This window comes from Streptomyces sp. NPDC093252 (assembly GCF_040683675.1).
Classification (GTDB): domain Bacteria; phylum Actinomycetota; class Actinomycetes; order Streptomycetales; family Streptomycetaceae; genus Streptomyces.
Map to the genome: position 1 here is coordinate 399,754 of NZ_JBFBEM010000004.1, position 17,383 is coordinate 417,136.

At 73.2% G+C, this 17,383-nt stretch carries 15 protein-coding genes; 9 read left to right on the forward strand and 6 right to left on the reverse strand.

Going from position 1 to position 17,383, the window contains the following annotated elements; genetic code table 11:
* Genes AB0O01_RS10660 through AB0O01_RS10670 form a run of 3 tightly spaced genes read left to right on the forward strand, consistent with a single transcriptional unit; the run spans window position 1 to window position 3,775 of the window.
* Window positions 1-1,122, forward strand: a complete 1,122-nt coding sequence (locus AB0O01_RS10660; protein WP_365312126.1) for an ABC transporter ATP-binding protein — start codon at window positions 1-3, stop codon at window positions 1,120-1,122.
* The gene (locus tag AB0O01_RS10665; RefSeq protein WP_365312127.1) at window positions 1,119-2,000 is read left to right on the forward strand and encodes an ATP-binding cassette domain-containing protein; all 882 of its coding nucleotides are present in this window, start codon (window positions 1,119-1,121) and stop codon (window positions 1,998-2,000) included. Before AB0O01_RS10660 ends, AB0O01_RS10665 begins: the two co-directional genes overlap by 4 nt.
* A 50-nt stretch (window positions 2,001-2,050) precedes the next feature.
* A complete protein-coding gene (locus tag AB0O01_RS10670; RefSeq protein ID WP_365312128.1) occupies window positions 2,051-3,775 on the forward strand; it encodes an ABC transporter substrate-binding protein in 1,725 nt (574 codons plus the stop codon).
* 215 nt (window positions 3,776-3,990) lie between these two features.
* On the opposite strand, the gene AB0O01_RS10675 is transcribed toward AB0O01_RS10670, so the two are convergent.
* Window positions 3,991-4,737 carry an IclR family transcriptional regulator gene (locus AB0O01_RS10675; protein ID WP_365312130.1) on the reverse strand — a complete coding sequence of 249 codons (747 nt, stop codon included), beginning with the start codon at window positions 4,735-4,737 and terminating at the stop codon, window positions 3,991-3,993.
* 208 nt (window positions 4,738-4,945) lie between these two features.
* Between AB0O01_RS10675 and AB0O01_RS10680 the strand changes: the two genes are divergently transcribed.
* The 3 genes from AB0O01_RS10680 to AB0O01_RS10690 all read left to right on the forward strand — a co-directional run bounded on the left by AB0O01_RS10680 (window position 4,946) and on the right by AB0O01_RS10690 (window position 10,882).
* Window positions 4,946-5,668 (forward strand): TetR/AcrR family transcriptional regulator, encoded by a 723-nt coding sequence (locus AB0O01_RS10680; RefSeq protein WP_365312132.1) that lies wholly within the window; start codon window positions 4,946-4,948, stop codon window positions 5,666-5,668.
* 77 nt (window positions 5,669-5,745) lie between these two features.
* The gene (locus AB0O01_RS10685) at window positions 5,746-8,307 is read left to right on the forward strand and encodes a DUF4132 domain-containing protein (RefSeq protein ID WP_365312133.1); all 2,562 of its coding nucleotides are present in this window, start codon (window positions 5,746-5,748) and stop codon (window positions 8,305-8,307) included.
* A gap of 505 nt (window positions 8,308-8,812) precedes the next feature.
* Window positions 8,813-10,882: a discoidin domain-containing protein gene (locus tag AB0O01_RS10690; RefSeq protein ID WP_365312135.1), complete on the forward strand. Its 2,070-nt coding sequence runs from the start codon at window positions 8,813-8,815 to the stop codon at window positions 10,880-10,882.
* 26 nt (window positions 10,883-10,908) lie between these two features.
* Here AB0O01_RS10690 and AB0O01_RS10695 read toward each other — a convergent pair whose 3' ends face one another.
* A complete protein-coding gene (locus AB0O01_RS10695) occupies window positions 10,909-12,066 on the reverse strand; it encodes an NAD(P)/FAD-dependent oxidoreductase (RefSeq protein ID WP_365312137.1) in 1,158 nt (385 codons plus the stop codon).
* Between the two features lie 295 nt (window positions 12,067-12,361).
* On the opposite strand from AB0O01_RS10695, the gene AB0O01_RS10700 reads away from it, so the two are divergent.
* Window positions 12,362-13,153, forward strand: coding sequence for an MBL fold metallo-hydrolase (locus AB0O01_RS10700; RefSeq protein ID WP_365312139.1), 792 nt, complete (start codon window positions 12,362-12,364; stop codon window positions 13,151-13,153).
* A gap of 11 nt (window positions 13,154-13,164) precedes the next feature.
* On the opposite strand, the gene AB0O01_RS10705 is transcribed toward AB0O01_RS10700, so the two are convergent.
* From AB0O01_RS10705 to AB0O01_RS10715, 3 genes are all read right to left on the reverse strand, one after another.
* The gene (locus tag AB0O01_RS10705; RefSeq protein ID WP_365312140.1) at window positions 13,165-13,410 is read right to left on the reverse strand and encodes a hypothetical protein; all 246 of its coding nucleotides are present in this window, start codon (window positions 13,408-13,410) and stop codon (window positions 13,165-13,167) included.
* A gap of 125 nt (window positions 13,411-13,535) precedes the next feature.
* Window positions 13,536-13,880: a hypothetical protein gene (locus AB0O01_RS10710; protein WP_365312142.1), complete on the reverse strand. Its 345-nt coding sequence runs from the start codon at window positions 13,878-13,880 to the stop codon at window positions 13,536-13,538.
* Window positions 13,881-13,937: 57 nt separating this feature from the next.
* Complete coding sequence (locus AB0O01_RS10715) at window positions 13,938-14,333, reverse strand: MarR family transcriptional regulator (protein ID WP_365312144.1); 396 nt, start codon at window positions 14,331-14,333, stop codon at window positions 13,938-13,940.
* A gap of 305 nt (window positions 14,334-14,638) precedes the next feature.
* On the opposite strand from AB0O01_RS10715, the gene AB0O01_RS10720 reads away from it, so the two are divergent.
* Window positions 14,639-14,926, forward strand: a complete 288-nt coding sequence (locus AB0O01_RS10720) for an ArsR family transcriptional regulator (protein ID WP_365312145.1) — start codon at window positions 14,639-14,641, stop codon at window positions 14,924-14,926.
* 329 nt (window positions 14,927-15,255) lie between these two features.
* Complete coding sequence (locus AB0O01_RS10725) at window positions 15,256-16,092, forward strand: undecaprenyl-diphosphate phosphatase (protein WP_365312147.1); 837 nt, start codon at window positions 15,256-15,258, stop codon at window positions 16,090-16,092.
* 61 nt (window positions 16,093-16,153) lie between these two features.
* Here AB0O01_RS10725 and AB0O01_RS10730 read toward each other — a convergent pair whose 3' ends face one another.
* Window positions 16,154-17,245 carry an acyl-CoA desaturase gene (locus AB0O01_RS10730; protein ID WP_365312148.1) on the reverse strand — a complete coding sequence of 364 codons (1,092 nt, stop codon included), beginning with the start codon at window positions 17,243-17,245 and terminating at the stop codon, window positions 16,154-16,156.
* Between the last annotated feature and the right edge of the window lie 138 nt (window positions 17,246-17,383).

Genomic DNA, 17,383 nt, shown 5'->3' on the forward strand with positions numbered 1-17,383 from the left:
ATGAGCCCCGCGGCACCCACCCCGACGGCCCCGCCGCACACCGCGATGCTCGACGTGGCAGGGCTGTCCCTCGCCGTGCGGCGCGGCCGGGACCGCAAGCCGATCCTGGACTCGGTCTCGCTGAGCTGCGCCGAGGGCGAGATCGTCGGCCTGGTCGGGGAATCGGGCTCCGGCAAGTCCATGACCCTGCGCACCGCCGTCGGCCTCACCCCGGAACACGCCGAGGTCGGCGGCCGGGTCAGGGTCGGCGGCCGGGACGTCCTCGGTGCCTCGCCGCGCGACCTCGCCGACGTACGGTCCCGTACCGCGTCGATGATCTTCCAGGACCCCCGGGCCCACATCAACCCCTTCCAGCGCATCGGCACCTTCCTCACCGAGGGGCTGCGCCTGCACCGGGGCCAGTCCCGGGCGGAGGCCACCCGCACCGCCACCGCGCTGCTCACCGAGGTCGGACTGCCCGACCCGGCCCGGCAGTTGCGCCAGTACCCGCACGAACTGTCCGGCGGCATGCTCCAGCGGGTGATGATCGCCGCTGCCCTGGCGAGCGAACCGCGGCTGCTGCTCGCCGACGAACCCACCACCGCCCTCGATGTCACCACCCAGGCCGAGATCATGTCGATCCTGCTGCGGCTGCGCCGCGACCGGGGCCTGTCCATCGTCCTGGTCACCCATGACCTGGATCTCGCCGTCTCCTGCTGCGACCGCATCCATGTGATGTACGCGGGGTCCATCGTGGAGTCCGCCTCCGCCGCCGACCTCGCCCGCGCGCCCCGGCACCCCTACACCGCCGCCCTGTTCGCCGCCCGCCCGGCCCCCGGCCGCGCCGAACTCCAAACGGTCTCCGGGCGTCCGCTCGGACTGTCGGAGGTGGCGGGCGGCTGTGCGTTCGCGCCCCGCTGCCCCCGGGCCGCCGACGCCTGCCACGAGGCCGCCCCGGAGAACCGGGAGCACGGCGGGCGCGCGGTGCGCTGCCATCTCGCCGACGAGCCCTCCGCCCCGCCCCCGGAGCCCCCGGTGTCCCCGGAATCCCCGGAGCCCCCGGTGTCCCCGACGGCTTCAGCGCCTCCCGAGCGCCCGGTGTCCTCCTCCGACCCGCTCACGAAGAAGGGAGCGCGGTCATGACCGACGCCGCCGCCCGTTCCAGCTCGACCCCGACCCCGACCCCGACCCCGACCCCGCCCACGACCCCGGTGGTCCGGGTCGAGTCGCTGCGCAAGACCTACGACCGCGGCCGGGTCGTCGCCGTGGACGGGGTCTCCTTCGAGGTGCCGGCGGGCGGCTCGCTGGGCATCGTGGGGGAGTCCGGCTCCGGCAAGACCACCACCGCCCGGCTGATCGTCGGGCTGGAGGAACCGGACGCGGGCCGGGTCCTGTTCGACGGGGCGGAGACCGGCACCGGGGGCAGCCGGGCGGCCCGGCGGCACCGGGCCCGGACCGTCCAGCTCGTCTTCCAGGACCCTTACCAGAGTCTCGACCCCCGGCAGACCGTCGGGGACGCTCTCGACGAGGTGCTGCGGCTGCACCGGGGAGATCTGGACGGCGGGGGGCGCGCGGCGCGCCGGGCGGAACTGCTCGGGCAGGTCGGGCTCGGCACCCGGGAGGCGGCGGCGCTGCCCCGGGAGCTGTCCGGCGGGCAGCGGCAGCGCGTCGCCATCGCCCGCGCGCTGGCCGCCGATCCGAGGGTGCTGGTGCTGGACGAGGCGGTCGCCGCGCTCGATGTGTCGATCCAGGCGCAGATCCTGAATCTGCTCTCCGAGATCCGCCGGGACACCGGGGTCGCCCTGATCTTCGTCAGCCATGACCTGGAGGTCGTGCGCTGGGTGGCCGAGGACGTGGTGGTGATGTTCCGGGGCGCGGTGATCGAGAGCGGCAGCACCGCCGAGGTGCTGGACCACCCCGAACACCCCTACACCCGGCTGCTGCTGTCCAGTGTGCCGCGGCTGGGCTGGGACCCGGCCGAGGTGTCCCGGGCCCGGCGCGACTTCCTCGCCGCCCGCTGACCCCGGCCGCCCCCGCCGCCCCCGTACCCCTCTCCCCTGGAGCCACCACCATGTCCCACCGGACCCGCAGCACCCGCAGCACCCGTAGTACGCACAGCACCCACCGGACCCCCACTACCCGCATTACTCCCACTACCCGTAGTACCTCCGTCCTCGTCGCCCTCACCGCCTGTACGGCGCTCGCGCTGTCCGCCTGTGGTGGGGTGGAGGGCGCGGGCGGCGGCCGGACCGGTACGCCGGAGCTGACGGAGTCGATGCCCCCGGCGACGTCCGGGGTCGAGACGCTGAGATGGGCGCTGTACGCCGAGCCGTCGTCGCTGGACCCGATCTACAGCAATGACTTCCCGCCGATGGAGGTCCTCGCGAACGTCTGCGAGAGCCTGCTGAGGATCGACCCCGATCTGAGCCTGAAGCCGTCCCTGGCCGCGTCCTGGTCCAACCCGGACCCGCTGACCTGGGTGTACGAGCTGCGGCCCGGGGTCACCCTGCACAGCGGGGCGGAGCTGACCGCCGAGGACGTGGCGTACAGCCTGGGCCGCAATCTCGACAAGAAGCTGGGCTCCTACCACGACGCGGTCTATCAGAACGTCAAGTCGATCGAGGCGACGGGCGAGCGGCGGATCACGGTCCGGCTGAGCACGCCGGACGCGCAGTTCAACCAGGCGATGGCGACCCCGGCCGGGCGGATCGTCGGCAGGGCTCAGGCCGAGCGGGCGGGGGAGCGGCTGGGCCGCCCGGACGGCGGCATCGACTGCACCGGCCCGTTCGCGCTGGCCGACTGGTCGGCGGGCGAGTCCATCACCATCGAGCGCCACGAGGGCTACTGGGACCGGCCGCGCGCGGCGAAGCCCGGGAAGGTGGAGTTCGAGTTCATCCGCGATCCCGCCGCCCGGACCACGGCGATGCTCGCGGGGGAGCTGGACGGCTCCTGGTTCGTCCCGGCGTCGGGCTACGGCAAGCTGCTGGCGCAGGGCGGCACCGCCGCCCCGGAAGGGGAGTCGCTGTACTTCGGCCGGACCTCGGGGAGTTACGTCGGGATGGTCACCGACCTCAAGGGGCCGCTCGCCGATGTCCGGATCCGCCGGGCGCTGTCGCTGGCCATCGACCGCGAGGGCATCATCTCGGCGGCGGTGTCCGGGGCCGCCGAACCCCTCAAGGCGCCCGCCGCCCCCGGCACCTGGGGTTACGCGCAGAAGGAGCTGAAGGCGGCGTACGAGGCGCTGCCGGAGCCGGGCGGGCCGGTGGAGGAGGCGAAGAAGCTGGTCGCCGAGGCCGGTGCCCCGGCGGAGCCGATCACCATCGCGGTCACCGGTTCCCAGTCGGAGATGCCGGTCATCGGTACGGAGGTCAAGCGCGCCGGGGAGGCCATCGGGCTGAAGGTCGACATCAAGACCCTGCCCGCCGACAACTACAACGCCCTCTACAGCGACGCGAAGGCCCGGGAGGGCATCGACATGCTGTTCTCGCTGTGGCAGGCGGACTATCCCGACCCGACCGCGATCTACCAGTACCTCAGGACCGGCGACACCTTCAATTTCGCCGGGTTCTCCGACCCGGAGTTCGACCGGCTGATCGACGAGGCGAAAGCCACCGCGGACACCGGCCGCCGCGCGGAACTCATCTCCCGGGCGCAGGAGATCGCGGTGGAGCAGTCGGTCTGGATTCCGCTCTACACCCCCTTCAATCCCCTTTATCTGAAGCCGGGTCTGACCGGTGCGCCGCTGAACTCGGTGCAGTTGACCTATCCCTGGGCGGCGGGGATCGGAAAGCCCTGAAATTACCTGCCGGTATCTCGTGACTTCACTTCTCCACTGGATATCAGCAGAACCCTTGAGCACGGCCGCGGGCCCAGGTCATCGAACCCGGCGCCCGGGTCGAAGCCCTCGTCGTCGGCACCGGATACGGCGGCTCCGTCACCGCGCTGCGACTGGCGCAGGCCGGGGGGCGGCGCCGGGAGCAGGGATGCCGGGCGCCCGCGCCCGGTCCGCCCTTACGGCAGATGCCCCAGCCGCGCCGACAGCGTGCGGGCCGCCTCGGTGACCGCCGCCGCGAAGGTCGCCTCGGTCTCGTCGGTGAGGCGGCTCATCGGGACATTGACGCTGAGGCTCGCCACCGGCTCACCGTCGGCGCCGAGGACCGCGGAGGCGACCGAGCCGACGTCGGAGCGCCATTCGCCCCGGTTGACGGCGTAGCCCCGGGCCCGGACCAGGTCCAGTTCGGTGCGGAGCCCGTCGGGGTCGGTGATGGTGGTGTCGGTGAAGCGCGGGAGGTCCCCGGCGAGCAGCGCGTCGACCGCCCCGGGGGCGCCGCTCGCCAGGACCGCCTTGCCGTTGGCGGAGGCGTGCATCGGGAGCGCGTGGCCGAGGGACATGTTGGTGCGGACCGGCTTGGTGGTCTCCAGGCGCTCGATCAGGACCATCCGGTCGCCCTCCAGGACCGTGAGGTGGATGGTCTCCTCGGTGCGGCGGCGCAGCTCCTCCATCACCGGGACGGCCGCGTCCCGCAGCCCGAGGTCGCCGCTGGCGTGGCGGCCCACGTCGAGGGCCTTGGTGGTGACCGCCCAGCGGGTCAGCTCGCCGCCGGCCGGGCGGATCCAGCCCGCCTCGTGCAGCGTCCGCAGCGCCCGCTGCACGGTGCTCTTGGGCATGCCCAGGACGCGGGACAGCTCACCGACCCCGATCGGCTGCCGTATCGCGACCTCCTCCAGCACCCGCAACGCGTTGAGAACGTTCTGCATCCTCGTCGACTCCCTCGCTCCCGCCCCCGCATTCGTACCTTCTCACGGCACACACTGCCGTGTCACGGCACGGAGGGGGAGTGCTTCTCGCCATGGTGACCCGGATGCGGCAAACCGGAGGTAGTATCTCCATTTGGGGTAGGCTGTGTGAGGAACCGGCCGGATGGCAGGTCGAACCCATGATGACGTCGAGCAGAGGAAGCCGCCGATGACCCCGCCGGACGCCCCCCGGAAGCGGCGTGACGCCGAGGCGAACCGCCGCAAGCTGCTGGTCGCCGCCCGCGAGGTGTTCCAGGACCACGGACTGCGCGCGACCCTGGACGACGTCGCCCACCGCGCGGGCCTCGGCGTCGGCACGGCCTACCGGCACTTCCGCAACAAGCAGGCCCTGATCGACGCCCTCTTCGACGACATGCTCGCCCGGATCGAGGAGGCCACCCGGGAGGGCTCGGAGGACACCGACGCCTGGCGCGGGCTCGCGACACAGATGGCACGGGTCGCGGAGCTCCAGGCGTTCGACCGGGGGGTGCGCGAGGTGCTCTTCGGCGCCGGGGACGCGATGCCGGGGGAGCGGGAGTTCCAGGAGCGGATCCGGCACCAGATCGATCTGATGGTGGCACGCGCCAAGGCGCAGGGCGTGCTGCGGCCCGACGCCGAGCCCTGGGACCTGATGCTGGTCCAGCAGATGCTGGCCGCCGTGACCGACCGCACCGGCCAGCCGGACCTGTGGCGCCGCTATCTCCGCCTCCTCCTCGACGGCCTGCGCACCCACCCCGACCCGGCGGACCCCCTTCCCTGCCCCGACTTCGGCCTGCGCATGGGACCGCCCCGGCGGGGTGTCGCCGGGGCGCTGCTCGGCGGGGACGACACCCCGGCCCCCGTGAACCCCGGCGACCACGACCCCAGGAGCCCGGCACCCGGCCCGAGCTGACGGACCCCCACCTCCCCGCCGACGGACACCACCCCTGGCCGGACCGCATTGTCAGTCCCCCCTGCCACTATCTCCCCATGCTCTACGACAGCCTGGTGGCCGCGTCCCGTACGAACGACCCGCTCGACGGGGTGCGCCTCGCCGCGCTCGACCGGAGCCGCTGGCTGGTCGACCTGCTGGAGCGGCAACGGGCCGCGTACCACGACACAGCGGGGGCCGGGTACCGGCCGGACGGCGGGGCGGGGGCCGCGATACGGGCCCGGATCAACGGACGGCTCGCGGCCTGCGGGGACGAGGACGGCAGGGCCGCCGTCATCACCCTCGTGCTGGCCGCCGGCTGGGACGACATCCTGTGGGACCACCGCGACGAGATCCGGCCCCTGGCCGAGCGGATCCGCGGTTGGACCCCGGACGAGGTCGCCGTGCTGCTGGTGCGCGCCGGGGAGCACGAGACGCTCACCCTGATCTCCGACACCCTGCACCACGCGCTGGACGCGGCCGACCTGCTCGACGCCGACGGGCGCCGCGCGCTCCTGCCCCGCCTGCGGCAGGCCCACGCGCGGGCCATGGAGACCGGCGCCGCGCGCGAACCGGCCGCCCCCGCCCACCGGCTGCGCGAGCTGATCGCCGACGTGGACGAGACCGTCGTCGCCGACGGACTGATCCCGCCCGGCGCCCCCTGGGCCGCCGCCCTGGACATCCGGGCCCGCAAGGAGCCCTCGCCGGAGTTCGCCCAACTGGTCAGGGACCTGGCCGACCCGGCGGGCGCCCGCCCCACCCAGCGCCGGCGGCGGACCAGCACCGCGCTGGTCGACGCGGCCGGGGCCCGCGAACTGCTCGGCGAGGTCCTCGGGGCACTGGCCGAGGGCGACCCGGTGTGCGTGGGCGGCACCTGCACCGCCACCGACCCGGCCGCCCCCGGCCCGGCCGCCCCCGGCCCGGCCGGAACCGACCCGGCCTCCCCCGGCCCGGGCGCCCCCGCCCGGCACCCCCACGTCCTGGTCGAGGAGAGCGGCGCCGACCTGGCCCGCGGTGTCGTCCGGGCGGCGGCGTGGACCGGCGGTCCGGCGGCCGTCTGGCACCTGGGCACCCTCGCCCTGCGCACCGGCTCCGGCCGCGGCGCCCCGGTGAGCCAGGACCCCGCCCTCGCCGGTACGGCGATCAACGCCCTCGGCGACATCGGGGACCCCACCGCCCTGGAGACCCTGCGCCACCTCCGGGACCGGATCACACACCAGGGCCTGCGCAAGCGCATCGACGCCGCACTGATCACCGCCGCCGGGAAACAGGGCCTCACCGCCGAGCAGCTCATCGAGCGGGGCGTCCCCGACCACGGACTCGGGCCGGACGGCTCACGGGACTGGACGCTGGGCGGCCACCGGGTCCGGCTGCTGATCGAGGACGCGGCCACCGTCCGGCTCACCTTCACCGCGCCCGGCGGCGCCACCTCCCGCACGGCCCCCGCCGCGCTCAGGGACGGCCACCCCGAGCGGCTCAAGGAGCTGAAGGACCTGGCCAAGGAGGTACGCGGCACCCTGTCGGGGGAGCGGGCCAGGATCGAGGCACAGCTCGCCGCAGGCCGGGAGTGGCCCTACGACGACTGGTGCCGCCACTACCGGGACCACCCGGTCACGGGCACCGTCGTACGCGCCCTGATCCGGGAGTTCCGCGACCCCGACGGCGTCTGGCAGCCGGTGGCGCCCCTGACCGAGCCCGGCCCGGACGAGCGGCGGCCCGTGGCCGTCCGGCTGTGGCACCCGGTGCGGGCCACGGCGGACGACATTGCGGCGTGGCGGGAGCGGCTGGTCGCCGAGCGGCTGCGGCAGCCGTTCAAGCAGGCGTACCGGGAGATCTATCCGCTCACCCCGGCCGAGCTGGCCACCGGGACCTACTCCAACCGGTTCGCCGCGCACATCGTGCACTACCCGCGGCTCTACGCCCTGTTCAAGCAACGGGGCTGGCGGGCGAACTTCCTGGGCCGCTGGGACGGCGGCGGCGAGGGGCTCGCCCTGCGCGAGTCCGCCGACGGCCGCTGGCGGGCGGGCCTCCACCACGAACCGGCCGCCGACGACGGCCACGGCCACGCGCCCGCCCACGCCACCACCGACCAGGTCCGCTTCGAGCGCCGCGACGGCCGCACCTGGCAACCGGTCCCGCTGGCCGAGGTGCCCCCGCTGGTCTTCAGCGAGGCCATGCGGGACGTCGATCTCTTCGTCGCGGTCACCTCCATCGCCGCCGACCCCGACTGGACCGACCGGGGCGAGGACCGCCACACCGCCTACCGGCGCGCGGCCGGTTTCGGCGAGCTGACCGCCACCGCCGAGGTGCGCCGCGAAGCCCTGGCCCGGATCCTGCCCAAGCTGCGGATCGCCGGCCGCTGCACCCTCGACGGCCGCTTCCTGACCGTCCGGGGCGACCTGCGCACCTACCGCGTCCACCTTGGCTCGGCCAACATCCTCATGGACCCCGACGACACCTATCTCTGCATCGTCCCCGGCACCACAAGACCGCCCGGCACCCTCTTCCTGCCCTTCGAGGACGAGCGGCTCTCCCTGATCCTCAGCAAGGCGTTCCTGCTGGCCGCGGACAGCGCCATCACCGACCCCACGATCCTGAACCAACTCCGGCCCCGCCCCTGACCCGAGGGGACGGCACCGCCCCCGCCGGGCCGGGGCGCGCGCGGCGCGCCCGCCCCCCGCCGTTGCCTCGCCCCGCCGCCCGAGCCCACCGGCCGCCACCTGGAACGCCTCCGCCCGGAACCCCTACCCCGGGGAGTCCGTGGGACGGGGAGCCTGTGCCCCGGTAACTCGTTTCCCGCGCCCGGTTGCGGCTGCGCCACTCGATCTCCGCGCTGGTGGCGGACGGCGCTGACCCCCGAGGAGACGGTGACCGCGATCCTCACGGACCTGGCGTCGGCACGGCTGGACCCGGACCGGGACCCGGACCCGGACCCGGACCGGAACCCATCCCTGCGTACCGCCGAGTAGGTTCTCCCGTACCGCCTCTTGACTCGTGACCCGCCAGTAGCGATCCTCGTGCCACACCTTGCGCCGGTCATGACAACCCCGTTCCGGGGGAGGGCACACGCGCCCGCGCCGCCGGGCGCGTCGACCGTGCCGTCCCGCTGACCGAGGGATGTGACCCGTGCCCGTGGCCCGCCGCCCCCACCCCGACCGGCGCCGCACCAGGCTGACGCTGATCCCGCTGCTGCTCTTCGTGCTGGCGTTCGCCCTGGGCCCGACGCCCAGTTCCGCGGCCGGCGACGACTGGTGGAACCCCGCCGCCCGCCCCGCCCCGGACTCCGCGATCAATGTCACCGGCGCGCCCTTCACCGGCACCACCGCCGACGGCGAGGTCCGCGGCTTCGTCGACGCGCACAACCACCTGATGTCCAACGAGGCGTTCGGCGGTCGGCTGATCTGCGGGAAGCCCTTCTCCGGGGCCGGTATCGCCGACGCCCTCAAGGACTGCCCCGAGCACTACCCCGACGGCTCCCTCGCCCTCTTCGACTTCATCACCAAGGGCGGCGACGGCAAGCACGACCCGGACGGCTGGCCCACCTTCGCCGACTGGCCCGCGTACGACTCCCTCACCCACCAGCAGAACTACTACGCCTGGGTCGAGCGCGCCTGGCGCGGCGGCCAGCGGGTCATGGTCAACGACCTGGTCACCAACGGGGTGATCTGCTCGGTCTATTTCTTCAAGGACCGCTCCTGCGACGAGATGACCTCCATCCGCCTCCAGGCGCAACTGACCTACGACCTCCAGGACTTCGTGGACTACATGTACGGCGGACCGGGCAAGGGCTGGTTCCGGATCGTCACCGACAGCGCCCAGGCCCGCCAGGTGATCGAGCAGGGCAAGCTCGCCGTGATCCTCGGGGTGGAGACCTCCGAGCCGTTCGGATGCAAGATGATCCTCGACGTCCCCCAGTGCAGCAAGGAGGACATCGACAAGGGGCTGGACGAGCTGTACGGGCTCGGGGTACGCAGCATGTTCCTGTGCCACAAGTTCGACAACGCGCTGTGCGGCGTCCGCTTCGACGAGGGCGCCCTCGGCACCGCCATCAACGTCGGCCAGTTCCTGTCCACCGGCACCTTCTGGCGCACCGAGAAGTGCGCGGGCGCCCAGCACGACAACCCCATCGGCCTGACCGCCGCCCCCGCCGCCGAGGACGAACTCCCCGCGGGCGTCGAGGTCCCCGCCTACGACGAGAACGCGCAGTGCAATGTCCGCGGCCTCACCGCGCTGGGCGAGTACGCCGTACGCGGGATGATGGACCGCAAGATGATGCTCGAAGTCGACCACATGAGCGTCAAGGCCACCGGCCGCGTCCTCGACCTCTTCGAGGCCGAGTCCTACCCGGGCGTCCTCTCCTCCCACAGTTGGATGGACCTCAACTGGACCGAACGCGTCTACGGACTCGGCGGGTTCATCGCCCAGTACATGAACGGCTCCGAGGCGTTCAGCGCCGAGGCCGAACGCACCGACGCCCTGCGCGAGAAGTACGGCGTCGGCTACGGCTACGGCACCGACATGAACGGCGTCGGCGGCTGGCCCGCCCCGCGCGGCGCCGACACCCCCCACCCCGTCCGCTACCCCTTCACCAGCACCGACGGCGGCTCCGTCATCGACCGCCAGACCACCGGACAGCGCACCTGGGACCTCAACACCGACGGCGCAGCCCACTACGGCCTGGTCCCCGACTGGATCGAGGACATCCGGCTGACCGGCGGCCAGGACGTGGTGGACGACCTCTTCCGCGGCGCGGAGAGCTATCTCGGCACCTGGGGCGCCACCGAGTCCCACGCCTCCGGCACCGATCTCGCCCGGGGCGCGGCGGCGACCGCCAGCTCCGCCGAGTGGCACCCGTTCACCAGCTACGCCCCCGGCCGGGCCGTCGACGGCGACCCGGGCACCCGCTGGGCCAGCGACTGGAGCGACGACCAGTGGCTGCGCCTCGACCTCGGCGCCACCCACCGCGTCGGCCGGGTCACCCTCGACTGGGAGCGCGCGTACGGGAGGGCCTACCGCGTCGAACTCTCCACCGACGGACAGCGCTGGACCACGGCCTGGTCCACCACCGCCGGGGACGGCGGCCTCGACACCGCCCGCTTCGACGCCGTGCCCGCCCGGTACGTCCGCCTCCAGTTCCAGGACCGCGCCACCGATTGGGGGTACTCCCTGTACGGGGTGACGGTCCACAGCGGCTGAACCGGTACAGGTACAGGTACAAGGGTCTACGCCCCGATGCCGGACTCCCAGCGCAGCAGCTCGGCCAGCCCGTCCTCGCCGGGGCGGGTCTTGCCGGCCGGGCGGCCCGCGGAGTCCGACGGGGCGAACGTGCCCCGGGAGATGGCCCCGCTGGTGGTGATGTTGTGCTCCACCCGCTCCCGGCGCAGTGTCTCGTAGCGGTCCAGGGCGGAGGCGGTGCCGGGGAGATCGCGCAGCGCCTTCGCCAGGACCACCGCGTCCTCCAGCGCCATCGAGGCCCCCTGCCCGGTGGCGGGGGACGCGGCGTGCGCGGCGTCCCCGAGCAGCAGCACCCGCCCCGACCGCCAGTCCATGCCGAGCGGGAGTTCCATGGCGTTGGTGACCATCAGCCGCGCCCCGGTCGCCGCGACGATGTCCGCCCCGGGCCCGTCATCGGCCCGCAGCAGCGGTACGAGGAGATCCCGCCAGCGGCCGGCGGTGCCCAGGGCGATCTCCCCGGCGGTCAGCGGCTCGTCCGCGATCCGCGCGAACCAGAAGCTCTCGCCCTCGGGGGAGACCGCGCAGCCGAACGCCGCCGCGCTGCCCCGGACCATGGTGATGCAGTCGCTCGCGCCGATCGGGGCCGCGTCGGTGGTGCGGCCGTAGAACACCCGCTGGCCCGCGTACCGCGGCCGGACCCCGGGCGCGATCAGCGCCCGCACGGTCGAGTTCAGCCCGTCCGCGCCCAGCAGCAGATCCCCGGTGTCCGCCGAACCGTCGGCGAAACGGGCCGTGACCCCGTCCGGGCCGTCCTCGACGCCGACCAGACGCGCCCCGTGCCGCACGGGGACGCCCCGCCGGGCCGCCTCCGCCCGGAGCGCCGCGTTCAGGTCACCGCGCCGCAGACAGCGGAAGTTCAGCTCCGGCACGGCCGCCTCGCCCATCGGGGCGTGCGCCGCCTCGGCGCCCGACGCGTCCAGCAGCCGGATCGAGGTCAGCGGAAAGCCGATCGCGGTGACGGCGGCCGTCGCGTCGATCGCGGCGAGCGCCCGCATTCCGTTGCTGGCCAGGGTGAGAAAGGCGCCGATGTCCTCGACGCCGTCCGGGTGCGCCTCGTACACCGCGACCTCGAACCCCGCCTTGCGCAGTGCCAGTGCGGACGCCGTGCCCGCGATGCCACCGCCGATGACCAGGATGCGCGTCACCTTCGCCCTCCGTTCCGCCCGTTCACGCCGAGCGGATGGTTTCACGCGTCCACCTGGTGCGCCGGGCGATACGCCGGGGGCGGTGCGAGGTCGGCCGGAAATCTGCCCTCCTGCCGGGTGGCCGGGCGGCCCCCCGTGGGAAGACCCCACCGGAGGGCCTCACGGCCGCGCGGGGCAGCACCGACGCGCGGCACGGGGAGACCCCGACCGGGACCGGTGGACGCCGAGAGGCGCCGCCAGGCGACACAGGAACAAGAGAACAGAGCGGAGAGGGCCGGGGGTTGTCTTGAGGGTCGTGCTGCTGGGCACCGCCGCCACCGGTGGCTTTCCCCGCTGGAACTGCGCCTGCGCGCTGTGCGCCGCCGCGCGGGACGGAAAACTCCCGGCCCGCACCGTGGAGTGCGCGGCCGTCACCGGCAATTCCCGCGACTGGTGGCTGCTGAACACCTCGCCCGATCTGCGTGTCCAGCTCGCCGGTACCGGCGCGCTGTGGCCCGGCCCCCGGCCGAGCCCGCTGCGGGGCGTGCTGCTCACCGACGCCGAACCTGACCATCTGGCGGGCCTCGGCGTCCTGCGCACGGCCCCGGGACTGACGGTGTACGCCGCCCCGCCGGTCCTCACCGCCCTCACCCCGGCCCGCACGGCCCTCGCCCGGTACGCGACCTGGGAGTGGCGGGACAGCACGCCGCAGGAGGGGTTCGTGCTCTCCGGGGGGCTGGTGGTCACCGCCCACCCGGTCGCCGCGGGCCCGCCCGGCTATCTCCCGGCCCGCTCCGGCGGCGGCCACTGGGCCACCGCGTACCGGATCGAGGACCTCGGCACCGGAGGAGTCCTCTTCTACGCCCCCCGGCTGCACTCCTGGACCGCCGAGCTGGAGGAGCTGGTGGCCGACGCCGACGGTGCCGTCCTGGACGCGGCGCACTGCCCCACCGAGCCCCTGGAGTCCTCGGCCTGGCGCGAACCCCGCCGCGTCCTCACCCGGCTGGAGGACCCCGACCCCCTGCTCGACCCGGCCTCGGCGGCACGGGCCCGGCTGACCGAGGTGGGCATCGAAGTCCTCCCGGACGGCACCGAGTTCGTCCTCTGACGCCCTTTCTTCTAGGCGCAGTTGTCGGACAGCTCCGCGAGGATCCCGGCGGCGTCGGTGTTGCCCGCTTCGGCGAGGCGGCGCAGTTCGTCCCGGTCGTCCAGCTCGGTGGCGGTCTCCACGAGCTGCTCGATCGCGGTCGGGTTGCCCGTCGCCGCGAGGCGGCGCAGCGCGGGCAGGTCGGCGTTCTCGGCGGCTCGCTCGATCAACAGGTCGGTCTCGTCGGACGATTCGGGGGCGGGGCGGTGGTCGGTCACGGGGTCTGCCTCTCGGTGTGGGTGCGCCGGGGTCGGGTCGTCCACTGTCGGGGGTCGGGGGTGGTGATCGGGTGGAGGGGGCCGGACCGGAGGCCCGGTGATCAGGTCATCAGGTGATGAGGCCGTCAGGCGGAGGGGGACGGGGCCGACGGTGGCGGCAGGTGGCCCGTCGCGCGGAGTCCGTCCCGGTGGGCGTGCCGCTCGTCCATCAGCCGCGGCAGTCGCTCGGCGAGGAAATCGGCCAGCGCGATCATCTCCTCCAGCGGCGCCCGGCGCTCCGGCGGTGCGTCGGCGAGCAGCGCCAGGCCCTCCCGGAAGAGCGCCGCGTGCTCGGTGTGGAGCGTGGAGTCGAAGGTCTGCGGCTGCCGACTGGCCGGGTCCAGATCCACCCGGTCCACCCGCTCCCCGGCGGCCCGGGTCCGCCGCACCGTCCCCTGGCTCTCCAGCAGCTTCACCGCGCCCTCGGTCATCGACAGAGGATGTCTCGGAGATGGATGGTTCCTCGGATCCGAGATGATGGCGGAGTTTCAGCCGCCGCCGCCCAGCATCCGTTCCAGCGCGGCCCGTTGCAGGGGCCGTACCTCCGTGTGCAGGGCGCGGCCCTTGTCGGTCAGGGAGACCCAGACGCCGCGCCGGTCCTCGGTGCACATCGAGCGGGCCAGGAGCCCGTCCTTCTCCAGGCGGCCGATCAGCCGGGACAGCGCGCTCTGGCTCAGATGGACCCGCCCCGCGAGGTTCTGCACCCGGCACTGGGCGCCGGCCTCGGGAGCCTCGGTGACCAGGATGTCCAGCACCTCGAAGTCGCTCGCTCCAAGCCCATGGGGGTGCAGTGCCCGGTCGATCTCACACATCGTGCGCGCGTGCACCGCCAGGATGTCCCGCCAGCGCGCTTCCAGCCCCGCCTCGATCGTGTGCGTTCCCATAAGGGCACGGTAACACCGAAACCGCCGATCGTTGAGTGTGCAACTAGCACTGTTCGCCGGGTGCGGTGGCGGTGGTTCCGCCGGTCGTTCCGCTGCTGGTTGCGCTGCTGGTTGCGCTGACGGTTGCGCCGGTGGTTCCACGGGGAGGCGGGGCCGGGAGCGTGCCCGGAAGGGGGTCGTGCCGCTCACCTGAGCCATCGTGCCGATTCGTACCGGTCAAGCGTCGGCGAGTACCGGACGCGGCGGTCGGCCGCCCGCCAGAGTGGGAAAACACCGTATGAACGGCCCGGACCCTGGAGGACGTGATGCTCAGGACTCCTGGCGGCGATCTGCGCCTGGTCATTCTGGAGTGGCTCAAGGACCCGCCGGCCCACTTCCCGCCGCAGCGCCGCATCGATCTGTTCGAGGACGGAGTCCCGGCGGAGGCCGTCGCTGCCAAGCTCGGGGTGCGCCGCGCGGTCGCCGAGACCCATCTCAGGCTCCTCGCCGACATCGGCATGCTGCGTGTCAAGCGGGTCCGCCGGCGCACCTGCTACCGGCGGGACGAGTTCCGGATCGCCGAGGTCGCGAGGTTCTTCGAGAAGGGGTGGTAGGCGCACGCACGGCCCGGCGCCGTCGGCGGGCGGTGCCGGGCCCGCACCCTCGGTGCGGATCGGGGTCGGTAAGAGGTCGTTGTGAACGGAACGGGCCGACGGCCGTCCCCGCCACCGGGGCGGAGGCCCTCACCCCGGGCGCGGAGCCGTCCCCCGGGGCGTACACGCCGGGGTGTGGGTAAGCGGGGATTCACGCCCGCGTGTAGTAGGAGTGATCCACCGCACTCGCGCCCCGCACCCCGCCCTCGGCGAGGCAGCGGCAGCCGAGCGCCGCGGAGTGGGGGGCCCGCGCCCGTGAAGCCGTACCGCACGCACCAGAACTGGATCACATGAGCGCCATCAGCATCGGTCAGGCCGTCATTCTCGGAGCCGTCGAGGGGGTGACCGAGTTCCTGCCCGTCTCCTCGACCGGCCATCTGAAGATCGTGGAGGGGCTGATGGGCATCCCCGTGGACGACCACGCGGTGGTCGGCTTCTCGGCCGTCATCCAGGTCGGCGCCATCGCGGCCGTTCTCGTCTACTTCGCCAAGGACATCGCCCGGATCCTCCGGGCCTGGGCGCGCGGGATCGCCGATCCCGAGCAGCGCTACCGGCACGACTACAAGTTCGCCTGGTGGGTGATCCTCGCGACGGTCCCGGTGGTCGTGGTGGGGCTGGCGGCGAAGCCGCTGATCCAGGGGCCGCTGGCCTCCCTGTGGGTGGTCGCCGGGTCGCTGATCGCGGGCAGCGGGGTGATGTTCGCGGCCGACCGGCTGGGCCGGCACAAGCGCGGGGAGGACGACACCTCGCTCTCGGACGCGATGCTGGTCGGCGGCTCCCAGATCCTCGCGCTGCTCTTCCCCGGCTTCTCCCGCTCCGGCGCCACCATGTCCACCGCCCTGCTGCTCGACCTGGACCGGGTGGCGGCCACCCGGCTCTCCTTCTTCCTCGGCATCCCCGCCCTCACCGGCGCCGGGATCTACGAGCTGAAGGACGCGCTCGGCACCGGAGCGGGCGCCGCCCCGCTGATCGCGGGGACGGCGGTGTCCTTCGTGGTGGCGTACGCGTCCATCGCCTGGCTGCTGAAGTTCGTGTCCCAGCACTCCTTCAACGCCTTCGTGATCTACCGGGTCGCGGTGGGGCTGCTGCTGTTCGGTCTGCTGGGGACCGGTGTCCTGGAGGGATGAGAGGGATGAGAGGGATACGGGGGATACGGGGGATGACGGCCCGTACGGCGGGGGCCGTGGCTCAGCCCGCGTCGCGCAGCGGCTCCCCGACGCTCCGCAGATGCCGCAGCGCCGCCCGGTGCGAGGCGAGCAGCCCGGTCCGGTGGTACGGGATGCCCAGTTCGGCGCAGTACCGCTCGGTGATGAGCTGGGCCCGGCCGAGCGCGGGGGTCGGCATGCTGGGGAAGAGATGGTGCTCGATCTGGTAGTTGAGCCCGCCCATGTACGCGTCGATCACCGCCCCGCCCCGGACATTGCGCGAGGTCAGCACCTGGCGGCGCAGGAAGTCCAGTCGGGTGCCCTCCTCGATCATCGGCATGCCCTTGTGGTTGGGTGCGAAGACCGACCCGAGATAGATCCCGAACAGCCCCTGGTGCACCGCGAGGAAGGCCAGCGCCTGAAGCGGTGACAGCACCAGGAACAGACCGCCGAAATACACGACGAAATGTATGACGAGGAGGGTTCCCTCCAGCACCGGCCGTTTCAGCACCGGACTGCGCAGCGCCTTGAAACTGCTGAAACTGAGATTGAGCCCTTCGAGCGTCAGCAGCGGAAAGAAGAGCACCGCCTGGTGCTTTCCGATGAACGCCGGAATTCCCCGCGCCTTGCGGGCCTGCCGCTGGGACCAGACCAGAATGTCGGGGGAGACATCCGGGTCCTTGCCCTCGTGATTGGGGTGGGCGTGATGCCGGGTGTGCTTGTTCATCCACCACCCATAGCTCATGCCCAGCAGCAGATTCGCCACCAGCAGCCCGCCGATCTCACTGGGCCGGCGGCGGCTGAAGACCTGCCGGTGGGCCAGGTCGTGCGCGGCCAGTCCGAGCTGGCCGAAGACCCCGGCCAGCGCGACGGCCACGATCAACTGCGCCCAGCTCGCCCCCAGCGCGACGAACGCGGCCACCCCTCCAGCGAGGGCCAGTCCGACCAGTCCGAAACGGACCGTGTAATACAGCGGACGGCGGCGCAGCAGACCCGCCTCATTGATACGGCGGGACAATTCGGCGAAATCACTGCCGCCGGTCTGCCGGGATTCTCTGTCGGTCGTGTGGGGGGCGCCCGCATTCGGTCGTTCATACGCGGACGGATGTCCCGTGAGCACCAGGGGATTGGCCATGTGCATCAGTATCGGAACGCCGTTCACCGCGCGGAATGGCGCTCGCCCCCGGAACGGGGTGGTGGTAACCCCCCTGTGCGGCCGGGGGCCGGCCCGCCGCACCTGACGAGACGGCCGGGGGCCATGACGCGCCTTGAC